General features: G+C 55.7%; 20 protein-coding genes and 4 pseudogenes. 13 read left to right on the forward strand and 11 right to left on the reverse strand.

Annotated elements, in window-relative coordinates:
* Nucleotides 1-528 (forward strand): annotated as a pseudogene (locus tag V6575_RS06380) (IS3 family transposase); the annotation flags it as partial.
* A 237-nt stretch (nucleotides 529-765) separates the two neighbouring features.
* Here V6575_RS06380 and V6575_RS06385 read toward each other — a convergent pair.
* Nucleotides 766-2,025, reverse strand: a complete 1,260-nt coding sequence (locus tag V6575_RS06385; RefSeq protein WP_340273368.1) for an IS110 family RNA-guided transposase — start codon at nucleotides 2,023-2,025, stop codon at nucleotides 766-768.
* A gap of 140 nt (nucleotides 2,026-2,165) precedes the next feature.
* Here V6575_RS06385 and V6575_RS06390 point away from each other — a divergent pair.
* Nucleotides 2,166-2,473 (forward strand): annotated as a pseudogene (locus V6575_RS06390) (integrase core domain-containing protein); the annotation flags it as partial.
* A 168-nt stretch (nucleotides 2,474-2,641) separates the two neighbouring features.
* Here the strand turns inward: V6575_RS06390 and V6575_RS06395 are convergent.
* Both V6575_RS06395 and V6575_RS06400 read right to left on the reverse strand, forming a co-directional pair.
* Nucleotides 2,642-3,445, reverse strand: a complete 804-nt coding sequence (locus V6575_RS06395; protein WP_340273369.1) for a BtpA/SgcQ family protein — start codon at nucleotides 3,443-3,445, stop codon at nucleotides 2,642-2,644.
* Between the two features lie 64 nt (nucleotides 3,446-3,509).
* On the reverse strand, nucleotides 3,510-4,373 hold the full coding sequence (locus V6575_RS06400) for a DeoR/GlpR family DNA-binding transcription regulator (protein WP_340273370.1): 864 nt from the start codon (nucleotides 4,371-4,373) through the stop codon (nucleotides 3,510-3,512).
* A 157-nt stretch (nucleotides 4,374-4,530) separates the two neighbouring features.
* On the opposite strand from V6575_RS06400, the gene V6575_RS06405 reads away from it, so the two are divergent.
* From V6575_RS06405 to atzF, 7 genes are read left to right on the forward strand one after another with little or no spacing between them, the layout of a single operon-like run.
* On the forward strand, nucleotides 4,531-5,310 hold the full coding sequence (locus V6575_RS06405; protein WP_340273372.1) for an SDR family NAD(P)-dependent oxidoreductase: 780 nt from the start codon (nucleotides 4,531-4,533) through the stop codon (nucleotides 5,308-5,310).
* A 57-nt stretch (nucleotides 5,311-5,367) separates the two neighbouring features.
* A complete protein-coding gene (locus V6575_RS06410) occupies nucleotides 5,368-6,543 on the forward strand; it encodes an ABC transporter ATP-binding protein (RefSeq protein ID WP_340273374.1) in 1,176 nt (391 codons plus the stop codon).
* Nucleotides 6,544-6,597: 54 nt separating this feature from the next.
* On the forward strand, nucleotides 6,598-8,088 hold the full coding sequence (locus tag V6575_RS06415; protein WP_340273375.1) for an FGGY-family carbohydrate kinase: 1,491 nt from the start codon (nucleotides 6,598-6,600) through the stop codon (nucleotides 8,086-8,088).
* Nucleotides 8,081-8,692 (forward strand): HAD family hydrolase, encoded by a 612-nt coding sequence (locus tag V6575_RS06420; RefSeq protein WP_340273376.1) that lies wholly within the window; start codon nucleotides 8,081-8,083, stop codon nucleotides 8,690-8,692. The genes V6575_RS06415 and V6575_RS06420 overlap by 8 nt, the downstream gene beginning before the upstream one ends.
* Nucleotides 8,689-9,360, forward strand: coding sequence for a cysteine hydrolase family protein (locus tag V6575_RS06425; RefSeq protein ID WP_340273377.1), 672 nt, complete (start codon nucleotides 8,689-8,691; stop codon nucleotides 9,358-9,360). Before V6575_RS06420 ends, V6575_RS06425 begins: the two co-directional genes overlap by 4 nt.
* Complete coding sequence (locus tag V6575_RS06430; RefSeq protein WP_340273378.1) at nucleotides 9,353-9,976, forward strand: cysteine hydrolase family protein; 624 nt, start codon at nucleotides 9,353-9,355, stop codon at nucleotides 9,974-9,976. The genes V6575_RS06425 and V6575_RS06430 overlap by 8 nt, the downstream gene beginning before the upstream one ends.
* A 22-nt stretch (nucleotides 9,977-9,998) precedes the next feature.
* On the forward strand, nucleotides 9,999-11,834 hold the full coding sequence (atzF, locus tag V6575_RS06435; RefSeq protein ID WP_340273379.1) for an allophanate hydrolase: 1,836 nt from the start codon (nucleotides 9,999-10,001) through the stop codon (nucleotides 11,832-11,834).
* Nucleotides 11,835-11,857: 23 nt separating this feature from the next.
* On the opposite strand, the gene V6575_RS06440 is transcribed toward atzF, so the two are convergent.
* The 3 genes from V6575_RS06440 to V6575_RS06450 all read right to left on the reverse strand — a co-directional run bounded on the left by V6575_RS06440 (nucleotide 11,858) and on the right by V6575_RS06450 (nucleotide 15,019).
* A complete protein-coding gene (locus V6575_RS06440; RefSeq protein ID WP_340273380.1) occupies nucleotides 11,858-12,676 on the reverse strand; it encodes a carbohydrate ABC transporter permease in 819 nt (272 codons plus the stop codon).
* Nucleotides 12,673-13,521: a carbohydrate ABC transporter permease gene (locus tag V6575_RS06445; RefSeq protein WP_422785545.1), complete on the reverse strand. Its 849-nt coding sequence runs from the start codon at nucleotides 13,519-13,521 to the stop codon at nucleotides 12,673-12,675. The genes V6575_RS06440 and V6575_RS06445 overlap by 4 nt, the downstream gene beginning before the upstream one ends.
* 256 nt (nucleotides 13,522-13,777) lie before the next feature.
* A complete protein-coding gene (locus V6575_RS06450) occupies nucleotides 13,778-15,019 on the reverse strand; it encodes an ABC transporter substrate-binding protein (protein WP_340273931.1) in 1,242 nt (413 codons plus the stop codon).
* A gap of 290 nt (nucleotides 15,020-15,309) precedes the next feature.
* Here V6575_RS06450 and V6575_RS06455 point away from each other — a divergent pair, with 290 nt between their 5' ends.
* From V6575_RS06455 to V6575_RS06470, 4 genes are all read left to right on the forward strand, one after another.
* Nucleotides 15,310-16,767 carry a SidA/IucD/PvdA family monooxygenase gene (locus V6575_RS06455; RefSeq protein WP_340273382.1) on the forward strand — a complete coding sequence of 486 codons (1,458 nt, stop codon included), beginning with the start codon at nucleotides 15,310-15,312 and terminating at the stop codon, nucleotides 16,765-16,767.
* Nucleotides 16,764-17,795, forward strand: a complete 1,032-nt coding sequence (locus V6575_RS06460) for a questin oxidase family protein (RefSeq protein ID WP_340273383.1) — start codon at nucleotides 16,764-16,766, stop codon at nucleotides 17,793-17,795. Before V6575_RS06455 ends, V6575_RS06460 begins: the two co-directional genes overlap by 4 nt.
* Nucleotides 17,796-17,802: 7 nt before the next feature.
* Nucleotides 17,803-18,978 (forward strand): amidohydrolase family protein, encoded by a 1,176-nt coding sequence (locus tag V6575_RS06465; protein WP_340273384.1) that lies wholly within the window; start codon nucleotides 17,803-17,805, stop codon nucleotides 18,976-18,978.
* A 295-nt stretch (nucleotides 18,979-19,273) separates the two neighbouring features.
* Nucleotides 19,274-20,527 carry an amidohydrolase family protein gene (locus V6575_RS06470; RefSeq protein WP_340273932.1) on the forward strand — a complete coding sequence of 418 codons (1,254 nt, stop codon included), beginning with the start codon at nucleotides 19,274-19,276 and terminating at the stop codon, nucleotides 20,525-20,527.
* A gap of 414 nt (nucleotides 20,528-20,941) precedes the next feature.
* Here the strand turns inward: V6575_RS06470 and V6575_RS06475 are convergent.
* The 5 genes and pseudogenes from V6575_RS06475 to V6575_RS06500 form a co-directional block, all read right to left on the reverse strand.
* Nucleotides 20,942-21,454, reverse strand: a pseudogene (locus tag V6575_RS06475) (aspartate/glutamate racemase family protein); the annotation flags it as partial.
* A gap of 265 nt (nucleotides 21,455-21,719) precedes the next feature.
* Nucleotides 21,720-22,124, reverse strand: a complete 405-nt coding sequence (locus V6575_RS06480) for a hypothetical protein (protein WP_340273385.1) — start codon at nucleotides 22,122-22,124, stop codon at nucleotides 21,720-21,722.
* Nucleotides 22,118-22,450, reverse strand: coding sequence for a hypothetical protein (locus V6575_RS06485; RefSeq protein WP_340273386.1), 333 nt, complete (start codon nucleotides 22,448-22,450; stop codon nucleotides 22,118-22,120). The genes V6575_RS06480 and V6575_RS06485 overlap by 7 nt, the downstream gene beginning before the upstream one ends.
* 137 nt (nucleotides 22,451-22,587) lie before the next feature.
* Nucleotides 22,588-23,967, reverse strand: a pseudogene (locus V6575_RS23310) (site-specific DNA-methyltransferase).
* Between the two features lie 365 nt (nucleotides 23,968-24,332).
* Complete coding sequence (locus tag V6575_RS06500) at nucleotides 24,333-24,749, reverse strand: hypothetical protein (protein ID WP_340273389.1); 417 nt, start codon at nucleotides 24,747-24,749, stop codon at nucleotides 24,333-24,335.
* Between the last annotated feature and the right edge of the window lie 266 nt (nucleotides 24,750-25,015).

Here is a 25,015-nt window from a genome sequence, read left to right on the forward strand (position 1 = left end):
ATTCGTGTTCGCGGTGAATTGAATGTCTCAGAACGCCGGGCTTGCCGCGTTTTGAGACAACACCTATCCACACAACGTAAGGTACCAGTTGGTCGTCCAGACGAAGAGCGGTTGGTGGCCGACATGATCGAGCTGACTCGCCAGTATGGCCGATACGGCTATCGTCGGATCGCTGCGCTGCTGAGAGATGCTGGCTGGCAGGTGAACGACAAGCGGATTGAAAGACTGTGGCGGCGAGAGGGGCTGAAAGTGCCAATGAAACAACCAAAGAAGGGACGGCTCTGGCTGAACAACGGGTCGTGCGTTCGGCTACGACCTGAGTATCGCAACCATGTCTGGTCGTACGACTTCGTGCATTGCCGGACCGACGACGGTAAGGCCTTCCGCACGCTGAACATCATCGATGAATACAGCCGAGAGTGCCTGGTCATTCGTGTGGATCGCAAGCTGAACTCAGGCAATGTCATCGACGCCTTGAGTGATCTGTTCATCCTGCGCGGCATCCCGTCATTCATTCGATCCGACAACGTCCTATATTAGGAACGATTGATTGCTTTGGCATCAGATCGTATTCGTGTCGTTGGAATGCGACACGTTTGAAACTTGCCTCAGTTCAGCATTTTGGTCAACGTGTGGTCTCTCCCATAACAAACACAGAGTACGCATGATTGCGGCTCTCACCGTCCTTAAGACGAGATCCATTTACCGTTGAGCAGAAGGCCTGAACATTATCTACGAGGTCAGAGTGCTGCCTCCACGGCCCTATCAGAGAAAGGTCCTTCTGCTGTCGATCGTCCCCTCGAAGAAGGGGCGATAGGGGGCACCGCCTTTGATGATCGCATGGACTGTGCGGGCCATCTTGGCTGCGATTGCGGTATACGCCTTTCGGCGCAAATGGGTGTTGTTGCGATCCTTGGAGATGTAGCGCTCGAACTTGTCGCGGAAGCTGTTGGCAGGTTGAAGGACAGCGACTTGCCCGGCGAGCCAGAGGGTGCGTCGCAATCGGGCATTGCCGTATTTTGACAGTTTGCTTTGCCCCCGGAACATGCCGGACTGGATGGTGGCGAGATCCATACCGCAGAACTTCAGGAACTGCCGGTGATGCTGGAACCGACGCAAATCACCGGCCTCCGCCAGGATGGTCAGGGCGTTGATGGGTCCGATTCCGGGGATCGAGGTCAGCAGTTGATAATCCGGATTATCCTTGAGCAATGCGATTGCGCGGTCCTCAATCTGGTTGCGCTGCGCAATCAGGCTGCGCCCCTCGGCAAGGACCATGCGGAACATCATGATGGCATCGGATCGAGGATCGACCGGCAGTCCCACTGATGTTTTGGCGGTCTCATAAATATCTGCCAGCAAACGCTCTTTGGACACGCGGCGCCCTACAGCGTCCCAAGCATCCGCGATGAAAGCTTCCCTACCCATCGCTGAAATGAAATGTGGGGAGGGATATCGTTCGAGAAACGCAAAGAACCAATCACTGCGTGAGCTGCGGTGAAAGCGATCTGCTTCGGGAAAATACAGCGGCAGATAATGGGTCAAAACCCTGTGCCAGAGCTCAGTCTTTGATCTTGATACAATGTCATGGGTTTTGGAAAGCTCCTGAAGGTCGTTCGTGCCAGACAGCAGCGGATCGTGGTAGAACTGCAAGTTCCCGATCTCCATCATGTGCAAAATGACCTGAGCGTCCTTCGGATCGTTCTTGTCCCAACTGTTATTGAGAGCTTCCCGGGTCCGCGCCAACGCAACTGAGGAGACCAACCTCGTCTCAAAACCTGCGGCGCTCAGATGAAAAGCGAGGGCGCGGTGATAATTGCCGGTTGCCTCAAATGCCACACGGACCGGGCGGCCATAGTTTGACAGCGCTCCGATCAGCCGGGGGAAGTCGTCCAGCTGGTTCAAAACTGTTACACGGCGACGGCGCGTCTTGCCCGGCACAGCAATCAAAGCCTCATGGCGCGTCTTCGAGATATCGATCGCCACCAAAACGGGCTCGGTTTGTGGGATACTGGTATCGGTCATAGTCGATCTCCTCTGTAGGGTGATTTGTGCAAAACCACTTTAGAGACCTGAGGCACGGCTATATGACCACCAGTGCGTGCTGTTTGGGGACTGCACAGGCGCTCATAGCCTCTCAATCAACGTCGTTCCGAAGGTATTACGGACCTGAGTTCGTAGCTCAGGCAGTCAGGGGCTGGATCAAGGCCGTTGGAGTCCAAACCGCCTACATCGAACCAGGCTCGCCCTGGCAGAACGGATACTGTGAGAGCTTCAATGCGCGCTTGCGCGATGAACTGTTGAACGGAGAGATCTTCACCTGTCTGCGAGAGGCTCAAGTCATCATCGAAAGCTGGAGAAAACACGACAACACAAAACGACCTCATAGTGCCCCGGAAACTGGGCATTGGGCTACCGCCCGCCGGCTCCTGAAACCATCGTCCCGATGGACCAAAGGCCAAGCATGCACTAACTTTCAAAGTGGACTACTCAAGTGGGGCTGCTCAATAGGACCATTTGCCCTGACTCAGCCTGTGACGATCCACGAAAACCATATTTTGGGCGTAAAACCGAAACTTGGCCGTATTCAAAATGACCGCAAAATTTGTGGCACTGCCAAAATCTCACGAAGACCGATACATCAGCCTCGAATAGTCTCTACAATTTCCATAAACCGTTTGACCCGTTCAGAATCCACTTTGTTCCAAGTGTCGCCCTCATATTTGAAATGCGTGCCGATCACCACACCACTGGCGCAAGACAGAATGTCGGTGACATTGTCCTTGTTGACACCGGTATTGGCAAAGACCGGGACATCGGAAACGGCGTCGCATACGGCACGCAAGCCAGACTGATCGACCGCCTGTCCGGTGAGCGGACCGGACACGAGAATCGCGTCTGCCTGTGACGAGAACACAGCACTGCTGGCGCGAAGCTCAAGCGGGCGCTGGTCCAGCGAATGAGCGAATTCGGCGTTGATGTTGAAGAGCATCTTCATGTCTTTGCGGTCAAGTTTGGAACGCAACCTTGCAGCAGCAGCACAATCGGGCGCCCAGACACCCATGTCGGACGCAAAAACACCGGTGAATATTTCGCGGACAAATTTCGCCCCTGTTGCCGCGCCGACGGCAATACTTGCAACCGGATCCCAGAGATAATTGACGCCAAAAGGCACTTTCAGATGCGGTTTGGCCGCCTGTACGATGGCCGTCATCGCCGCAATGCCTTCCTGCGGAGCCTTGAGCTCGTAAGGCCGGTCATTTTCGTTGCCGAACATGATCGCGTCTACGCCGCCCTCCTGGAGCTTTTCGATATCGCTCAAAACATCGTCGATCAGCTGTTTCATGCCGCCTTTGGAGTCATATCCGGGAGAGCCCGGCAAGGCACCAATGTGCGACATCGCAATGATGACCTTCTTCTTGTCTCCAAAAAAATCAAAAACCATTTCTAGCTCCAAAAAACGACGGAATCGGACGGGTGGCAGTGCGTTAGTGTGTGCGACGCAATCTTTATTGAACCTGATTTGCGACGATGACTTCCACTTTCGCCGCAGCGAGAGCTTGAGCCAGGTCCGCCGGCGGCTCGGTATCGGTGATAAGCAGATCAAAATCTGCAAGTGGGGAGATGTGAACCAGTGACATGCGGTTGAATTTTCCGGCATCACACAGGACGATTTTCTTCGTCGAGCGCTTCAGATAGACCCGCTTCATTTCTGTGTCGTCAAACGAGTAGTCGTAAATTCCGTCGGCGGTCAGGCCGGATATGCCGACAAAGGCAATGTCGAACCACAGTTGACTGAATTGCGCGACTGCGCTGGCATTGGAAATCGACATCTCGTCGTTTCGCATGTGGCCGCCCGGGATATAGACCTCGCCCAGACCTTCGCCCAGTTGCAACGCATTGCGAATGCTGTTGGTGAAGAACTTCATGTGTTGTTGCGGTGCAAGCAACCGGGACAACAGAAACGTCGTTGTACCGACATCGAGCGCGATTGCACGCTCTCCCGCCGCAATGGATGCGGCGACTTCCGCAATCAGACGTTTGGGAAGCGAGTTCTTGGAGAGCCGGGCCTGAAAGGCGGGTTCATTGAAATTTGATGAGCTGGTGTCCGGCAAAGACGTCTTCTCGGTACTCACGGCACCGCCATGGGTACGGGCCAGACGCCCTTCACGCTCAAGCTCAGTCAGGTCTCGCCGGACCGTCATTTCCGACACGCCGAGCTGTGCGGAGACTTCTGCAACAGACACGGCGCCGGTCTCCGTAAGCGCATCCAAAATCCAGCTGTGCCTGGTTCGTGCTAGCACTTTGGTTCTTTCATTCGGCGGGGTATCTGTATCTGACGGTGTGTTCATTTCAGACAATCGATCAAACATTTTTCAGTTCGAACGAATCCCATGCTTTGGCTGACATTAAATCATTCTTTCTATGTGCTTAAAGCAGAAAGCGAACAAATTCAAACATAAAATTCGATTGATTTGTAAGTTTTTGTTGCTGTATGGTCGCCCCATTGTTTCAAAAGGAGCAGTTGGTGTGGGACATCCGAAATTCGCTGAGCTGGAAGGTTTGCGGGCGATTGTGACTGGCGGTGGCAGCGGAATAGGGCTGGCGATCGCACGGGCACTGGCGCAGCAAGGTGTTGTTGTGACAATCTGCGATATTCAGCTTGAAGCCGCGCAGGCTGCGGCCGCGGAAGTCGGTGGCCATGCACTTGAGATCGATGTTCGCAAGCGCGGTTCCGTGCAGTCTGCCTTTGATGAGGCCGACAAGATCATGAGTGGATACGAGATACTCATCGCCAACGCGGGCGTATCCAGCATGCAGCATGCCCTTTCTCTGACGGATGAGGATTGGGACTTCAATTTTGACGTCAATGCCCGCGGAATCTTCCTGTCCAACCAGATTGCAGCACGCTTCTTTGTCGAAAAAGGCCGCGGCGTCATTGTCAACACGGCGTCATTGGCGGCCAAGGTGGGAGCGCCTCTGCTTGCCCATTATTCGGCCAGTAAATTCGCCGTTCTCGGCTGGACGCAGGCGCTGGCGCGTGAGCTGGCACCCAACGGTATTCGCGTAAATGCGGTGTGTCCGGGCTTTGTGAAGACCGGCATGCAGGAACGCGAAATTGCCTGGGAAGCCGAGCTTCGCGCCGTCACACCCGAACGCGTGGTTGACGATTATATTTCCCAGACACCGCTTGGCCGCATCGAGACGCCGGAAGATGTTGCCGATGTTGCAGTGTTTCTTTGCTCCGATTCCGCCCGTTTCATGACAGGGCAGGGCGTCAATGTAACCGGTGGCGTCTACATGACCTGAACATCTCGCGTGCCGCGTCCTCCCGCGCAGCCGCACCATGCCGATATTGGAGAATTCATGGCGTCCATCATATTTGAGGGTGTCGAAAAGCGTTATCCGGACGGATCGACAGCCATTCGCCACCTTGATCTTGAGATACAGGATGGCGAGTTTCTAGTGCTCGTTGGCCCGAGTGGCTGCGGAAAGTCGACGGCTCTGCGTATGATAGCAGGTCTTGAGGATATAACCGGCGGCCAGCTGATGATCGGCGGCGAGGTCGCCAATGATCTTGCTCCGCGTGACCGCGATGTCGCCATGGTTTTCCAGTCCTACGCGCTCTATCCGCATATGTCTGTTGCCGAAAACATCGGCTTCGGGCTGTCGGCGCGCGGCGTAGCTAAAAATGTGATCGCGGAAAAAGTCGGGAAAACCGCCAAGCTCCTCGAACTTGAGCCGTATCTTAACCGCAAACCGGGACAATTGTCCGGCGGTCAGCGTCAGCGTGTTGCCATGGGCCGTGCGCTGGTACGCGAGCCAGCGGCGTTTTTGATGGACGAGCCGCTATCCAATCTCGATGCTCGGCTTCGCGCTCAGATGCGTGGGGAAATTGCCCGTCTACAGAAAATGTCAGGAATCACAACCGTCTACGTTACCCATGACCAGGTCGAAGCAATGACCATGGGAGATCGTGTGGCTGTGATGCGAGGTGGAGTGCTGCAACAGCTCGGCGCACCCAGAACGCTCTATGATGCACCCGACAATCTTTTCGTTGCCGGGTTCATCGGGACACCATCCATGAACTTTCTAAAGGCAGATGTGGTTGCCGAAGGCGAAAGCCTGTTTGCAGAAGTTGGCTCACTCCGGTTGCCGCTCGACGCAGGTCTGCTGGCGGCGAGACCGGCTCTGGCAGGCTATGCCGGAAAGAGCATTACACTTGGCATTCGTCCTGAATCGCTTGTGTCCCTTGGCGGTGCCGAAGCCACACAGGGGTGTATGCAGGGGCAAATCGCATTTGTCGAGGATTTCGGTGCCACGCAGCTTGTCCACATCGACATCGACATCGACATCGACGCAGCGGACAATCTTGAAGAAATTGTCGATGATGATGGTGAATTGGCGCTCTCGGGCCATCAATTGCGCGCATCACTGCCTGGCGGGCCGACGCTTGTTTCCGGGGCATCTCTGACTGTTTCCATTGACCCCGCACAGCTTCATTTTTTCGATCCCCAAAGCGAGCAGGCCGTTCGCACCTGAAGGCGCCAAAATTCTCGATCGGGGTCGCCAGTGATCTGCTGAAAGGTTTGCCCTATGCCTATTGTGATAGGTCTGGATATTGGAACGACATCCACGGTGGCCGTGGCGATGGCGCCTTCTGGCGAAACCTTGGCCTGGGCGTCCCGTCCCTCGAAACTCTCCTCATCACAACCCGGATTTGCCGAAGCCGACCCTGCCGAGTGGTGGCTCAACGCCCAGGCCGTGCTGCGGGAAACCACCGGCGCATTGCTGGATGTCTCGGAGCTCGCCGGAATTTGTGTGACCGGGATGCTGCCCGCAGTTGTTCTGCTCGACAAGAACCGCAATGTGCTGCGCCCCAGTATTCAGCAAAGTGATGCCCGCTGCGGACGGGAGGTGGAGGAACTCCAGGCGGAGGTTGACGAGGTTACATTCTTGCGCCGCACCGGCCAGGGTATCACCCAGCAACTAGTCGCCCCGAAGTTACGCTGGATCGCCAAACATGAACCTGATCTGTTTGCGCAAATATCGCATGTTCTGGGGTCTTATGATTTCATCAACATGCAGCTGACCGGCAATCTGACGGTGGAGCGCAACTGGGCTCTTGAGGCCGGTTTCATCGACCTAGAAACCCATGATGTCGATTCAGGGCTAGTTTCGCTTTCGGGCTTGCAGTCCAGTGTCTTGCCGTCATTGATTGCCGCGCATGAAGTTGCGGGCCATGTGACGCCCGAGGTGTCGCAAGCGACCGGGCTTCCGCCGGGTCTGCCTGTTTTCGGCGGGGCTGCCGATCATATTGCATCGGCACTCGCAGCTGGTTTGACAAATGCCGGCGATGTGCTCCTCAAATTCGGCGGGGCTGGCGATATCATTGCCATTGCAGACAAACCAGAACCCGACTACCGGCTGTTTTTGGATTATCATCTGATTCCCGGACTTTACGCGCCAAACGGCTGCATGGCCTCTTCCGGCTCCTTGTTGCGCTGGCTTGCCGCAATGATTGGCGGCAGCCAGGATGACACCAGCCTGAAGCTTCTGGACGGGGAGGCGGCGTCCATTCCCGCCGGCTCGGATGGCGTTCGGGCCTTGCCCTATTTCCTCGGTGAAAAAACCCCGATTCATGATCCGATGGCACGCGGCACTGTGACCGGCCTGAGCCTCAGTCACAGCCGTGCCCATGTCTGGCGTGCTGTTCTCGAAGCCGTGGCCTGCGGTTTTCGCCATCATTTGGAGGTGCTGGAAGAAACGGACCGCCCACCGACACGTTTGCTTGCTTCGGACGGCGGTAGCCGCAGTCGCGTCTGGATGCAGATTGTTGCGGATATCTGCGGGCAACCGGTCCATGGGCTGGCGGATGCATATGGGTCTTCGGTCGGTGCTGCATGGGTGGCCTTGGTCGCGGTCGGTCTGGCGTCGTGGGGCGACGTATCAAAAGCGACCGCCATCGGCGAAGTCTATCAGCCCTCAGATGAAGGCAAGGCGATGGGAGACATCATCTATTCCGACTACCGTGAACTCTATGATGCCCTGAAAGACTATTTTTCCAGGGAGCGTCGTAATGATTGAGGCAATCGCCTGGGACGTCGACGGCACGCTCGTGGACAGCGAGCCGCTGCATCACGTGGCTCTGATGAAAGTATCAGAGCGATACGGAGTGTCGGTGGGCAGTGATGATGTTCGTTTTGTCGGCGTTGCGATGGAAGATGTCTGGCGCGTGATGTCGACAGAATATCCGCCCAGCCTCACAAGAGAGGCATGGCTGCAGGAGATTGTGGAGGCCTATATCGCCAATGCATCAAGCCTGAAAGCCATTCCCGGCGTATGTGAAGCCGTTCAGTCCTTTCGTGACGCCGGGCTAGTTCAATGCTGTGTTTCCAACTCCGGTCATCGAATTGTTGAAGCCAATCTGGCTGCAGTTGGTCTGGATAGGCATGTGGCGTTCACCGTGGCGCGTGAGGATGTGGTGAATGGCAAACCGGACCCTGCACCCTATGCGCTGGCCTGCAGCAGACTCGGAAAGCGACCGGAAACCGTGCTCGCTATCGAGGACAGCGCGGTCGGTGCTGAGTCAGCACGCCGTGCCGGTCTTTCGGTCATGCAGCTCGGCAAGGATTTTGATGATTTCTCAGCGCTTCTTCATTTCATGGAAGGCAAGAGGGCATCGGCATGAGTGTATTCTGGCCCGTGAGCGATCCCGAAAGGGCAAGCCATGTTGCCCTCGTTATCATCGATATGCAGGTCGACTTTTGTGATTCTGGAGGCTGGGTCGATCAACTCGGCGAGGATATCAGCAACACGCGCTCAGTCATTCCGGCAGTCGCCCGGGCCTTGGCAACTGCACGTTCATTTGGAACGGCAGTTTTTCACACGCGTGAGGGGCATCTGCCGGACTTGAGCGATTTGCCGCAAAACAAGCAATGGCGGACCCGCTTACACGGGCTTGGTATAGGCGACATGGGGCAAAGCGGCCGCATTCTGGTACGCGGGGAACCTGGTTTCGACATTGTCCCGGAGCTGGCGCCGGTAGTGGGCGAGGCCGTAATCGACAAGCCAGGAAAATCAGCATTCCACGCCACGGATTTTGATCAGCAGCTCAAGGCGGCTGGCATAACCCATCTGGTCATCACCGGGGTCACGTCCGATTGCTGCGTGCAGTCGACATTCCGCGACGGTTTCGAGCGCGGCTACCAATGCGTCATACTCGAAGACTGTACTGCCGCAGTCGAAACCCGGAATCATTCTGCGACGATGGATATTCTGAAGGCTTTTGGCGGTCGATGGGGCAACGTTTCCACGTCTGTTTCATTTGCCCGGGCTTTGGAGGCTTTCAATGCCTGAACTGTTTCCGCAGGTCGATGCGAGCCCTTATCCCTGGCCATTCGATGGGCAATGGAATGCAGTCGATACGGCGCTTCTTTTGCTTGGTTTTCAAAACAATGCGGTTGATGCCCTGTGCGCTCAAAAGGAAGTTGCCACCGCGGCCCGGCTGCTGGCGGCGGCTTCCGCTTGCGGCATGTTGATGATTGCGAGCCGGAAGGGGCAAGATGTAATGGCGCTGGCGGCCTTGAACCGCCGCACGTCTCAAGCGGACATCTCGTTGACACCAAACACGAACGGTTGGCAGTTGTCCGCCGAGCTTGGCTTGAGCTCAACGGCGCCGATAGTTGATCACGCCGGCGACAATGCCTTCTACAACACCGGATTGGAGGCGTTGCTGAGGCGGCGCGGAATTCGCAACCTGTTGGTCTGCGGTTTGCCGACGGACGGGCTGGTCCACGCCACACAGCGAAATGCCAACGATATGGGCTTTGAGTGCCTTGCCGTTTTCGATGCCTGCAAGGGCACCAGTGCTGAGCGGCATACCGGCCAACTGCGCATCATGACATTCGGCAATGGACTGTTCGGTGCGGTCGCTTCTTGTAAGCCGGTGCTTGAATCCATTTCCCAAGAATAACATGTGACGAGAGGATTTCAGAATGTCCGATGCCGAATGGCTGGCAGCAACAGGTAGCCTGGATTTTCAAACTCTGAAGAACGCCTATGCAAGCGGCAGACTGACACCATCCGACGTGGTGAACGCGATTTATGACCGGATCGAGGCGCGCGGCGAAGACCATGTCTGGATCTATTTGGTTCCGCGCGAGCAAGCACTTGCCGCCGCGCGGAAACTGGAGGCGGAAGGGCATGTCGAGAAACCGCTTTGGGGAATTCCCTTCTCGATCAAGGATTGCAACGATGTTGTCGGCCTGCCGACCACAAATGCTTTAAAAGAAGGCTCATATGTTGCCGAAACATCCGGCCAGGCCGTAACGCGATTGTTCGATTCCGGCGCGATCCTGATCGGCAAAACCAATATGGATCAGTTCGGGATAGGCCTTGTGGGCATGCGTACTCCCTACGGCGCGTGCTCCAGCGTTTTCAATGAAGACTATATTTCCGGCGGCTCGAGCTCTGGGTCCGGGGTCTCCGTGGCCGCGGGCCTATCAAGTTTTTCCATCGCCAACGATGCTGCCGGTTCGGGACGCGTGCCGGCTGGCTTCAACAATATTGTCGGCATCAAGCCAACACCGGGTATCATCAGCAATGCCTGCGTATCCGGTGGCGGCTGCGTCAAGACAATTGAAACGCTTTCGGTCTTCTCGCTTACAGTCGAGGATGGAATGGCGGTCATGCGAATTATTGCAGGTTATGATCCGGGCTATCCGTTCTCAAAACAGGAAGCCGATGAGGTGCCGCTGGAGATCGTGCCTCCGCCGCCGAGCTTCCGTTTTGGCATTCCGGCTGGCGACGCCCTGCGCTTCTTTGGTGACAAGGAAGCCGAGCGCCTGTTTGACGAAGCCGTAGCGCGCCTGACGGCGATGGGCGGCGAGGCCGTTCCGGTTGATTTTGCTGCATTTGAGGAGACCCAGCGTATCCTTTATGATGGCCCATGGATTTCCGAGCGAGCGCTCAGTCTTGCAAAGACGCTTGCTGAGCATGGCGATGCGATCCACCCTGTCACCAGAAGCATTCTGGAAAACAGCGGGCAGTATTCCGCGCTTGATACATTTCGTGCCATCCACCGCATTGCTGAACTGAAGTGCGCAATCCGGCCGGTTTGGGACGATATCGCGGTGCTTCTGGTGCCCACCAGTCCAACGATCTACAAGAAGTCGGAAATCCTCGATGATCCGATTGCGCTCAATGCCAAGCTGGGAATCTATACAAATTTCGTCAATCTCATGGGCCTTTGCGGCGTTGCTGTACCAAATGGTTTCCGCGCCGACGGCTTGCCTTCGGGCGTCACCCTCTTGGGGCCGAGTTATATGGAGGCGAAGGTCGCAGGTTTTGCTGCCGATTTTCATCGGCGTACGGGCTTGGGTCTGGGAATGAACCTGAATGCCTATCCTGTATATGAGAGCGACGACGTCCATGCTGCCGGCCGTCGGGAAATCGCTGTGGTAGGTGCCCACCTTTCCAACATGGCTCTCAACCACGAAATTCTTGAGCGCGGCGGCATCTTCAGGCGCACGGCGAAGACGGCGCCCCAATATCGGTTGTTTGCGCTGGCCGATACGGTGCCGGAAAAGCCGGGAATGCAGCGTGACCCGGGTTTTTCCGGGCCGGGCATTGATGTCGAAATCTGGTCATTGCCTCTGGAAGGGTTCGCGGATTTTGTCGAACGCATTCCCCAGCCCCTGGGTATCGGCAAGATCGAGTTGGCCGATGGTACCCATGTGTCAGGCTTCCTGTGTGAAAGTGCAGCCCTCGCAGGTGCGCGCGAGATCACTGGATATGGCGGTTGGCGCAGCTTCAAGGCAGCCGAAGGCTGAGCCAGAGCTTCAGAAGGGCGTTCTTAATGAACGCCCTTCGTCAGGCCCTGCACAAAATGGCGATTGAGAGCAAGGACCATCAGCACAATGGGAATTGTTGAAAAATGGGCGAGCGCGCCAAGCGTTCCCCATGTGATGTCCTTTGTTCCATAGGCGGAAAGAAGCGCGACCGATATCGGTTTGGAATCGAGCCTTGTCAGGAACATCGCGAACAGGAAGTCGTTCCAGGAAAACAGCACGCAAAACAGCGATGAGGCGACAATGCCGGAGCGGACGGCTGGCAGCGACACACGCCAGAAAGCCGTGAACTGCGTGCAGCCATCCGTTAGCGCGGCTTCTTCCATTTCAGGGGGGAGTGCGCGGAAATAGGAATACATCATATAGCTGACGAAGGCGGTGTTGAGCACGCAGTTGATTAAAACGACGCTAAACCAATGCCCCACCAGCCCGATATCGCGCATCAGCAGGTAGAATGGAATAAGCGCAGCTACTGCCGGCACCATTCGGATCGACATGAAGAAATAGGCGAGCGCCATGGCAAAACGATGCGAAGATCGGGCCAGCGCATAACCTGCGGGCACTCCCAGGAGAAGCGAGAGGATCATCGATCCACCGGCAATATAGATGCTCGAACGCACGAGCGCCGGAACATCGAAGATGGTCAGCGCCTTCGTGAACTGTGCCAGCGTCGGTCTGAAGCCAAGCTGAGGCGGTATGGAGAAGATGTCCGTAGAAGGCTTGTACGCCGTCGTTGCCAGCCACAGGAACGGCAGGATGAAGAAAGCGAGCATAAACAGAAGAAAGCCCCGCCTGGCGGAATTGAGTGCGATCTGCCTGTTCATCGGATGCTTGCCTTCTTGTCGTAGTGACGGATCAGGAAAATAAGCCCAGCCGCAATCATGGCCGTGCACAGGAGAGACACATTGGCAATCGCCGAGGCCTTGCCAATATTGAAGAAGCTCAAGCCTTCCTTGACCGCATAAACCATCAGCGTGTTCGTCGCGTTGCCCGGTCCGCCGCCTGTCGTCACGAAAACACTGTCGAAGACCCGGAATGCATCAATTGATCGTATGGTCAGCGCCAGCAGGACGGATGGCAACATCAGCGGCAGCGTGATTGAACGGAAGACGCGAAGAGGATTTGCGCCATCGACGGAGGCAGCCTCCAGAATATCAGTTGGCAGTGCTTTAAGACCCGCCAGTAGAATAAGCGCCACCAGCGGGGTCCATTCCCAGACATCAATGAAAATGAGCGTTGCAAGCGCTGTATCGGGGGAGGCAAAAAGCCCGCGCGGATCGCTGATCCCCCATTGTGCCAGATAATAGCCGACGAGCCCGTAATCGGCGAGCAGGAGGCCCTTGAAGATCAGGCCGACGACAAGCGGAGTGATTGTAACCGGTATCAGGATCAAGGTCAGGCAGATGCGATTGAAGAGTTCGTCACGCCACAGCGCCAGCGCGATTACAAATCCAAGCACAAGCTCGAAGAACACGGAGCCGAGTGTAAATACAACCGTATTGAGCAGCGCTTGCCGCATGTCACTGTCAATAAACAGCTCCCGGTAATTATCGATGCCGATGAATTGGGTACGGGCCGGTTTGATGAGATTGTAATCGTAGAGACTGTACCAGATGCCTTTCACAAGCGGATAAACGCCGAGAAGCAGTACGTAGATCAATGCCGGCATGGCCAGTGCCGCAAGAAACAGCTTGCGGCGTTGTGTGAAAGTCAACGACCCGAAAACGGCAAATGGGTTGGCCGAAGGGGCGGTGCTCGTGGAAAGGGCCATGGATTTCAGAAGCCGTCTGGGAACAATGTGAGGGGATCTATTTGGCATGTGCCATAGAAAAAGAAAACCAAGACGGATAGACGAGGGGAAGGTCTATCCGTCTTGTGGTCAGGGCCCGGCCGCTTGAAATGCAGCCGGATCCTGTGTTCGGAAATCAGAAAAGCTTGACTGCCGCTTTCTGGGCCTTGTCCAACGCCGCCTTCGGATCTTCGTCGCCGACAAGAACAGAGTTTACAGCTGTACCGAGGATATCCTGAATTTCAGGATATTCCGGGATGCGTGGCCGGTAATCGCCATCACCCTTTTCGAAGGCCGTGTCGAGAAGCGGAAGGAACGGATATTTTGAATTCAGATCCGCATCGGCTACCACGCTCTTGCGGATGTAGCTGCCAGCGCCCTTCATATTGAATTCCTTGTGAACTTCAGGGCTGGTGATCCACTTGATAAAGGCCCAAGCTGCTTCTTTCTGCGGATCGCTGATGTCTGCATTGATGGCGAGAGCCCAGCCGCCAATTCCATAGAGCTCAGGCAGGCCTTCGCCACGCGGGGCGAGCGCAAGCCCGACCTTGTCGACGATTTTTGATGTCTCCGGATCGAAATAGCCGGGCGCACCGACAGACCAGGTTTGCATTGTTGCAGCGATACCTTGGCGGAAGCTTTCCTCACGTCCGCCCCAGTCGTAGTCGGCGGCACCGGGAGGCGCGGCTTTTTTGAACAGATCGCGGTAGACTTCCAGGCTTTTCACATTGGCATCGGAATTAAGCGCGGGCTTGCCGTCCGCACCTAGGATCGAGCCGCCCATTTCCGCATTGTATTGCATCCAGTCCTGGGCAACGGCCGGGCCTTTTTGGCCATTGGCAACAAAACCATACTGGTTCTTCGACGGGTCTGTAAGCTTGTAGGCGCTTTCGACAAGTTCTTCCATGGTCAGCGGTACATCCAGACCGGCTGCTTCGAACAGATCTGTTCGATAGGCGAGCAAGTTGGCGTATCCGGCAAAGGGATAGGCGACCTGTTTTCCCTCGTAGCTGCCAAGCGCATGCATGAGCTTGGGATAGATGTCATCAATTCCCAATTCGGCTTCATCACGCTTTATAAAGTCTGTCAAATCGACCGAGAAACCGTTTTGCGCATATTGGCCGGCCCAGACGATGTCCATCGTGATCAGGTCGTATCCCGCCGTGTCACCCACGAAATCGGTCGTGGTTTTTGTCAGCAGCGAGCCGTAGTCTAGAATGTCGACTTTGAGATCGGCACCGGTGGCTTCCTTAAAAGCAGGCGCCATGTCCACGAGTACTGTCGAAAACTGGTCGTTCATGGAAGCCAAGTTGAGGGTTACACCCTCAAGCGGCTTGTCCTGAGCAAATCCAGTACCCGCCGAAACGGCGGCCACCATGCAGGCGGTCAACAGAGTTTTTATATTCCCCTTTATACGAGCCATTAGGTTTCTCCTTGCTTGATCAAATTCAACTATACATCAAACAAAAACGCACTCAAGTGAACTTGACAAAAAAGTATAACAGCGCTGAATATAACATATTAAAACATAAACGATCAAAAATTGATTGATTTGTGTGCAATTCGCGCAAAAAATAGGCGCTCCAGTATGATGTAAGCTGGTGTGGAGCGGGTCTATACTTGAAAAGACCGTTTACTGTGCGTTTTGGAATGCGATTTTGAGGCGATATGGAAAGCTGGACACTCAATCAGCGGCTCGAGGCCCTCTCGAGAATGGCAGCCGATGAGCTGGAACGGACCGAGGGGCTGTGTGACACTTGGGTGTCGCCGCCGGCGGCGGGCGGAGACACCCCTTACTATAATGTCGTTGTATGCGGCGGCGGGATGTCGGGGCTTGCAATTGCCTTCGGACTGAAGCGCCGCGGTGTCGATGGTGTCTTGATTGTGGATCGCAACCCGTCTGGCTGGGAAGGGCCATGGATTGGCTGTGCGCGGATGAAGACGTTGCGTTCGCCAAAACATCTTGCCGGTCCGGATTTCGGCATTTCCGCCCTGACGCCGCGCGCCTGGTTTGAAGCTGTATATGGTGAAAAGGCCTGGCAAGAGCTCGACAAGATGTCCCGACAGGACTGGATGGCCTATCTGGATTGGTACCGGTCCGTCACCGCGCCAAATATCGAGAACGGAACCGAACTGCAGGCGATTACTTGGCGTGACGGGTGGCTGGAGCTGACCCTCTGCAGGGAAGATGAAATTCGCCGTGTTCGTTGCCGTCACCTTGTTCTGGCCACCGGCATTGATGGCGGCGGAGGCCCCCGGCTGCCGCACTTTGTTCGAGAGCTCCCCCGGCAATTTTGGTCTCACAGCGGCGACATTGCGGACGATAGCCATCTCCGGCGGCGCGCTGTCGCGGTCATCGGTTCTGCGACTTCGAGTTTTGACTGGGCTGTCACGGCGTTGGAACAAGGTGCCAGCAAGGTTACTATGATCGCGCGTGCGACCGACTTTGGGCGAACCGAAGCGTTGGCATGGACGAATTTCCCTGGATATCTCGGTCACTTTGCCAATTTGCCCGATGCAGAACGCTGGCGATTTACGAATCTCTTCAACAGGTTTCAGGTGCCGCCGACGCAGGACCAGTTCGATCGCGCGCTTTCCTATCCCAACTTTGAGATGCAACTGGGCCAGAACGTCAAATCTGCGGAGGTTGTAGGCGAGCACCTGCGTGTAGTAACGGACAAGACCGATTTCCTGGTCGATCACGTTTTGCTGGGGACCGGCTATGCGCACAATCTGGCCATGCGCCCCGAACTGAAAGACATTGCGCCTCACATCGCGCTTTGGCGGGACCGGTATACGCCGCCGGCGGAGCTTGAGTGCAGTGCGACCGCCAACTATCCCTACCTTGGCCCCGGATTCGAACTGATGCCTAAAACAACTGGCCAGTACGATTGGCTCCGGCGCATTCATATGTTCAACTGCGCGGCGCTGCCGAGCCTTGGGCCGATCAGCAACGGCGTCACCGGCCTGAAATATGGGCTTCCGCGCATTGTCGATGCCGTCACGGGAAGTCTGTTTGCCGAATTGACGGAAGACTTCATGTCTGACTTCGCGCAGTACAGTGAGAGCCATTTTGATCCGCGCGGTCATGTCAGCGGCAGGTTTGATGAGGAGCGTGAGCAATGACCCTTCATGTATCCGGGCACTCGCTTGATTCTGTATTGGAACAGGCGCGACGGGACAGCGTCGAATTTCCCTATCTTCTGGCCAATCATGCACCCATGGTGTTGATCGCGCTAAGCAACATGGGTGCATCGTCGGCGCGGATCGCTGAGTGGTATGAGATTTATCGGGACAAGCAGCGCCTTGCTCCGCCACCGCCGTCCCTCGCGCCCATCGATACGGCTTCATGGAAGGACGCGATGGGGGATCGGGCGCGCGAGACGGACTTTCGTGATTTCTTTTCCGCTGAGGTTGAGAGCCGGGGAATCTCCGAAGCGATCCGGCACTATATGCCGCATCTGGTTCAAGGCGTCGCAGCCAGTGCGCTCCACCCGTTGATGCGTCTTGCCTATGCTGTGCTTAAGATGGACAAGGCGGAAGCTGGTGCCGCCCTGGGCTATTGGGCGGCGTGTTATCTGCCTATGCCGGATGCTGGTGCGATCGAGCCGGACACGCGAGATCCAGCAGATATCCTTGTGGCGGTTTCTTCAGTTGAAGGAATTCGCACCTATACGCCGGAGACCGATCTTCTGTGGCATAACATTCATGCGGTTGCCGCCTTGCCTGATTTCGCCCCCTTGATCGGGCGGCTGCAACTCGACGAAGAAACCCCTCGGCGTATGGCGGAGACCTCCCTTGCGGTCTTTGCGGCCACGATGGATTTTTCGGCACTGCACGCGGTGACCGGCATGCACTGGGCCCGCCTTGTTTCACCGCATATTGACGAGCCACTGGCGCTCTACAAGGTCTTTTGGCAGGTCATTGCCTCGCTGGTTCCGAAGATCGGCTTCCCGGACTTGCCAACGCCGGAATGCCTTCAAGCAATGCGTGAACTCCCAGCACCCGGTTGGGCCGATATTAAGGCTGCAGCTATCGCCTCCGACGATGAACATGATGTCAGTCTTGTTTTTTCGGCATTGCAGGAGGAACAGGTGTGGGGTGATCCGCTTTATCGGGTTGTCGCGGCTCGCCGTGTCGGTCTCATCGAATAGGAAACACATGCGCGCTGAACTTCTCATTGAAAATATTCGTTTCCCGGACGGAACCTCAGGGGCTGTTGCCGTTTCGCAGGGTCGAATTCAATCTCTCGGGCCAGAGGTTCTGGCAGCCAGCAGAAGCTTTGATGGAGAGGGGGCACTGATACTGCCGGGCCTGGTTGATGGCCATGTCCATTTGGACAAAACCCTTATCGGGCTGCCTTTCATTCCGCACATCCCCGGCGACACGGTTGGCAAACGCATAGAGGCGGAGAAACACCTTCGGCGTACAATCGATGTGCCGGTCGAAACACGCGGCGCCCTGCTTATTGAAAAACTTTCGGCACAAGGCACGGTGGCGCTGCGCAGCCATGTGGATATCGATACCGAAATCGGTTTGATGGGGCTGGAGGCCGAACTGGCGTTGAAGGAGCGCTACCGGCATCTAATGGACATACAGATTGTGGCCTTTCCGCAATCCGGCATCCTTCGCGATCCCGGTACGGCAGACTTGTTGAATGCCGCAATTGAAGCCGGGGCTGATCTGGTCGGTGGTCTTGATCCGGCAGGGATTGATGGGGATGTGAGTGGCCATCTCGATATCGTTTTCGATATCGCGGGCAAACACGGTGTTGGCATCGACCTGCATCTGCACGACGCAGGAGCGCTCGGCGCTTTTGAATTGCGCCAAATCGCCGAAAGAACGCTTGCATTGGGACTGAACGGTCGCGTCGCCGTCAGCCACGCTTTTTGCCTTGGAGAGCTCGACGCGTTTGATTTTGATTTGACCGCAAGTTTGCTTGCCAAAGCTGATATTGCCATCATGACCACAGCTCCCGGCCCCGTTCCCATGCCACCGGTCAAGCCTTTGCAGGCGGCGGGCGTTCGCGTTTTCAGCGGGTCCGACAATATCCGCGATGCATGGTCCCCCTTCGGAAACGGCGACCTTCTGGAGCGCGCCGCAATCGTATGCGACCGGCAGGACTATCGCTCGGATGAGGATCTGGAACTGGCGTTCGCTCTGGTCAGCGACGCGCCGTCTCAGGTGATTGGCCGTCCCAGTGGGATGACGGTCGGCGCTCCCGCTGACTTCATACTCTTACCGGTGAGGTCGATTGGCGAAGCGGTTGCGGAACGGCCCGCGAAACGCACCGTTTTCAAGCGTGGCGTCAATGTCACACCAGTTGCAGGAGACTGACCCCTTGCCGGGCATCACGGCGGCATCAGGCCAGATTTCCCGAGCCGATGCGATCCGGATCGTGTCCGATGAAACCGGGACATGCGAAACCTTCAAGGAAATTGATCAGGTCGCGCAGCAATTATCCACTCCCGGGGCAGTCGGGTGCCCCGGGCTTGAAGGCGAACTCGTAGCGCGCGGGCAAGTTGTTTCGATGATTGAACAATTGAACCAACTTGTTGGCCCGGAAGGCGTACTCCGCCAACCTGGTGCGTGCGTACGACCCGCAAAACAATGCTGGAGAAATAGGCCTTTCATGAGCAAGACACCCCAATTCGATCTTCTCATTCGCAGCGTTCGCCTGAACGAAAACGGTGGACCTGTCGATCTCGCCATCGAGAACGGCCGTGTGGCCAAGATCGGCAGAAACCTCGTTTGCGAAGCAGTCGAGGCGTTCGATGGCGAAGGCAAGTTCGCTTTCCCAGGCTTTGTCGAAACGCACATTCATCTCGATAAGGCCGGTATTCTTTCTCGCTGTACATTATGCAAGGGAACCTTGGCCGAGGCCGTTAGTGAAACGGCAAAAGCCAAGGCTGAATTTACAGAAGAAGATGTTTATGCTCGCGCGGCGAAGGTGGTCGAGAGTGCGATCGTCAATGGCACCACGCGGCTTCGAACCTTTGTTGAGGTTGATCCGCGTGTCAATCTGCGTTCCTTCGCAGCTATTAAGCGGATTCGGGAAGACTATGCCTTCGCCATAGACATCGAAATTTGCGCTTTCGCTCAGGAGGGGCTGACCAACGAGCTTGAGACATACGAACTCTTGGAAGCCGCGCTGAGTGATGGTGCTGATCTTGTTGGAGGAGCGCCTTATGTCGATCCCGATCCTTCCAAGCAGATTGCCATGATCTTCGACATCGCTAAAAAATATGATGTTTCAGTTGACTTCCATCTCGATTTTGACCTGGATCCGGCACACACGGATCTGCCATCAGTTATCAGCGAAACGGTTCGGCGAGGCTATCAGGGCCGGGTATCAATCGGTCACGTCACCAATCTGTCAGCGATGGGAAAGGATGGGGTCACCGCAATTGCCGATCAATTGCAGGAGGCCGGTATTGGGCTCACAGTTTTGCCTGCAACTGACATGTTTTTAAATGGTCGCGCGTTTGATCATCTCATTCCGCGTGGTGTCGCGCCAGCCCATCTCCTCCATGCGAATGGAGTTCGAACATCGATTGCGAGTAACAATATCCTGAACCCGTTCACTCCGTACGGTGATGCTTCGCTGGGGCGAATGGCAAATTTTTACGCTAATGTCGCCCAGCTTGCCCGGGAAGAAGATATCCATGCAGCCTTCGATATGGTTTCAAAAGATGCCGCGGCCTTGATGGGACAGGAATACGGTATCCGAATTGGCGGCGAGGCCGATATCGTGCTTCTCGATTGCAGTAGTCCCGGAGAAGCCGTCCGTACAATAGCGCGCCCGCTGGCTGGCTGGAAAGGCGGACGCAGGAGTTTTGAATGCGCAAAGCCCGTCATACTGCGTGGGCAGCGCAGGCGGGCCTGACGAATTAGACGTCCGCCTCTGGAACTTAGGCGGGAACCTCGCCCCTGCGGGACTGGAAGCCATTTCCGTTTGCGGTTCTTTCACTTTGACGAGCGGTGTTCTCGACTGCGAATTAATCCGAAGTCGGGTAGCGTTCTTTGCATTCATTCAGTTCCTGAGGAAATACGCTTTTTGTAGGCAGAGGGGCCCATGTCGCGGATGTCGACACTAATTGCGTCGATCCGCGGGCAGAGTTCCACCGGCGCCTTCCGTAAGGTGAGGCATATCACAGCCACGCCGCTTATATCCGCCTCTCTCACGGCGGAGGGGAGTTTGTTTTTTGCGCAGAAACTGTATTCATTGCGTAATTTCAGTTGGCAATTTTTTCATCTGCTGGCGGGAAATGAGGCAAACGTTTTACCGCGCCGGGTTTTCTTAAATCCGAGCCCTTAGACTACGGACTGCTTCGGGCACCGGTTCGATCAAAGGAACGGAAACCCGGTTCTCCAGGCTCTTTGCAGCTTCTGCCAGCGGGCCGCCGCCAATCACAATTGCGGATGCGCCGTCGAGCCGGACGGCCTCTTCAACTGCGGCACCCAGACGGTCCGACAAAAGGTCCGGGTGGGTCATGGTCTCTGCCAGATCCCCTGACGTCAGGCGGATGGAGGCAAGCTGAGGCCCAAGGCCCAGCATCTTGGCTTTCCTTTGTATGGCCCCTACGAGATCCGGGGTTGTTGTCACCACTGAATACCGCCTGCCACCAGCCGCTGCTGCTTGCATGCCGGATTGGGCAATGCCAACGACCGGAACGAGCAATCGGCTGGCGAGATCTTCCAGCCCCGGATCTCCGAACGCCGAAACTATGACGCCTTCAAGGTCTTCGACCGTTGCAAAGTCAATGACTTGCACGGCCTCGGCAGCTGATCGGCCCCATCTGATTGGTCCATCCCTATAGTTTGGAAAGCGGCCCTACCTTTTCGTAGGCATTCCTTGCATCATCCCGGGCTGCGCCTATGCCGGGCTGTTCATCTGCTCTGCCTATTAACTTTACAAGTTGTTTGAACTCTCTTGAGCTTGATGTGATGATCCGCCTACTTGCTAGCTCCATTTTGAAAGCCAAAGCATGGCCGGCCTGAGCCTGTCTCGTCCTCTGGACCACGGCCTACTGTCACTCGGGTCTAATGGCACCATTGTTTGACAGTCTCGCTGCAAGTCACCCCATCTTCATGATCTCCGCCACTATTTCTCTCTCACTTGTGCGTTTCCTGTCTTTCATCTTGTGTGCAAGGTTTACACAGAGCGACATGCACTGCTCCAGCCTCGCCAGTGTTTGTTGGTAGGGCGGTAGAACCCAACCACGCGGTTTCGTGCTTTGGATTGACGCCCATGCACGATGAGTTTCCTTCAGCAATTCGCGTTTTGTCATCCTGCCGTGACGCATGAGATCCCTTGTCAGGTCTACGTCCGATTTTGTGTACCGCTCTGGCAAATCAGTGTTCATGACGTGGGCGAGGACAAGAGCAGTTGCACCGGCAAATGGCTCCCCTGTGGTCTCACAAACCGGATCTGGTGTCGCTCCGCCAATCCGCTCTTCCAACGCAGCCTGCAATATCAACACGTCGCGTTTGCCGCAGTGCGCTTTGACGATCTTGAGACCGACTTCATCGGCTGGACCGGTGATCCTGTAGCCCCGACCCTCAATGACTTGAATATCGTCCGGATGAGGTAAAACAGTCTCGGGGTCGTCACCATTTTCGATAGCCTGGTCGAGCAGCTGTCGTTGATGCTTTTTATATCGATTGCCAAATCGACATCCTCGTCAATCTGCTTTTGCTGAAGCCGTTGCGCCGCGTTGATTTCGTTGACCGCATTGCTGAGCGCATGGACCGAGCCGTTTGCCGCCATCTGCAGCAACTTACGGGACACGACCTGATCTATACTCACCTGCTGCTGCTGGCCATCACTGACGATCGTGACCTTTCGATTGGCCTCCTACAGAAGCGCCAGTTACAACGGGGTGAGGGCAGGGAGCTCAGGTCCCCCTGAGGCAGCTTGGCGCGACTTGTTTCTTCTGACAGCCATCATGCGTCTCCCTCTACAAGGGACTGCTGGCTGATGTGTTCAATCCCAGTCTTGGTCTGGGTGCCTGTGCCGGGTCCCCTCTCCCGCTGCGCTTTCACATCTGCGAATGCCTCTTCGGTCGAAGCCAGATGTGCGCGCTCTCCGGTCACGCGCTCAAACCGACGAATGATGGTGTCACAGTAAAGCGGATCGATCTCGATAAGCCGGGCAACACGCCCGCACTGATCAGCAGCAATCAACGTTGACCCCGATCCACCAAACACGTCGAGCACAACATCACCGCGCCTTGAACAATCCCGGATCGCATCGGCAATCAGGGCCACCGGCTTGAAGGTCGGATGCATGGCAAGGGCATCATTTCTGGTTGCCCCCAGTGAACTGATGCCAGGATAATCCCAGACGTTGGTGCGGTAGCGCCCCGTGTCTCCCAGACCGAAGGTGTTGATGTGGGGCGCAGTGCCTTTCTTGAACACAAAGACGAGTTCGTGCTTCGAGCGGTAAAACGAGCCCATGCCGCCATTGGTCTTGTTCCAGACGCACAGGTTCTTCAGCTCATTGAAGACTGAATGACCTGCGTCGAGCACCTCGCGCATGTGACGCCAGTCCATGCAGACATAGGCAATAGCACCATCGACCAACTGCGACGCTGCAGCCTTTAGAGACTGGCGCAGGAACAGGGTAAACCCGGCCTCATCCATCTCGCCGGACGCCAGAGCAAACTCACGATGTTTGACGCTGCCAAGCCCACTGACATGTCCATCGATTGGGACGTTTTAGGGCGGATCGGTGAACAGCAGGGAGGCTGGCTGGCCACCACACAGGCGGCTCACTTCCTCATCGGACCGCGCATCACCGCACAGAAGCCGATGCGGTCCAAGCTGCCAGAGGTCGCCCGATCGGGTTACCGTAGGTCCCGGATCCACGGGCTCAACGACATCCAGACCAGTCTCGGCTATTGAAGAGGACGGTTGAGCGTCGCCAATGGTCAGGTCGATTTCGGCAGTCGAAAAGCCCAGATCCTCAATGTCAAAATCGAGATCCATCAGGCCTTGCATTTCAATGGCGAGAAGATCCCGGTCCCAACCGGCGTTTTCTGCCAGTTTGTTGTCGGCCAGAATGTAAGCCCGAACCTCATCGTGCGATAAATGTGAGAGCCTGCGAACTGGAACATCGGCCATGCCGATCAATTTGGCAGCTTCAACCCGGCCGTGGCCAGCTATGATCGTGTTGTCGTCTGCGACCAGCACCGGATTACAGAAGCCAAAGCGTTTGATGCTGTCTGCGATCTGTCTGATTTGTTTCCTGGAATGGCTGCGGGCATTGTTCGCGTAAGGCACAAGGCGATCAATCGGACACAGGTCTTCGTTTGGCGGATGAATCTGCATTCTCCACTCGGCCCGCCGTCAAGGCGCAGGGCCATGTTCGATGATTTGAATACGCTGGAACTAAGGAGAAGGTTACAAAACCACAGCCGAGACCCGCAATGGGTTCCCTGCAGAAAGCAAAACTGTTTCCGACCAAACGCGTGTGTGTTCAAAAGGTCTTCAAAGACCCTTCAAGAGGTGTTTTAGACCCGTTTAAAACAAGTTTGCGTATCTGGCCTAAAATGGCCCTCAAATTGTAGAATATTTTTCCAATCCGCCTGTGGATTACGGCGAATATTAGAATGGTGAGACCGTTAAGGCCTGCGTGCGCCAACGCCAAACCACTCAAAACGCACACGGGCAAGTGTCTGACAGTCCACTCAAAATACGGCTCGCGTAACCGCAAAAAGCCATCGCACAATGGCGTTGAGTGCCAAAATCAGCTTGCGCAATGCCCCTGCGACCCCGGGTCCTGGCATTTCGTAACCGGCTAAACGCTGAGTAAACCCGCGTAACGACAATCCAATTACGTTTAACGACAATCGTCTCGCGCCCAACGGCACGATTTGGACCGGTTTATCCCGCTTAAAAACGAATATCAGATAACCTTGGATAGCCATCTCAACCGAATTTCCAAAAAAGAGAAGATGCGTTTTCACGATCAAGTTATTGAATAATAGTATTTTTCTGATGTTGAAGGAGGTTTTTTCTTGCTTTCTATCGCCATTTTTGCTGCGCATAAAACCAGACCGGTTCGCCAGAAAATAAATGCACAGCCATTCTCCCGATTTATGCATAGTATAAGTTTGTTTTCCTGATATTCGTTCGGATTATCAGAGCTTTACGCTGTCTCTGTTTTGCTGCGGAGCGCAGTCATTGCTGACACTACAGTGAGCTTCCCCGTTTTTCTGCGGTTGCGTTTTAACGCATGGGGTTTGCGGTGCGGCGGCTTACCCAGGAGACTTGATAAGGTCCCGCTGGTCCTGGAAGTCACTGGACAGCGTCTGGCGCAAAAGCCAGAGCCTCTGCCGTTGAATTGCTCCATCGCTTAGTTAGGAAATGT

It is taken from the genome of Roseibium algae (assembly GCF_037783265.1).
Taxonomy (GTDB): domain Bacteria; phylum Pseudomonadota; class Alphaproteobacteria; order Rhizobiales; family Stappiaceae; genus Roseibium; species Roseibium algae.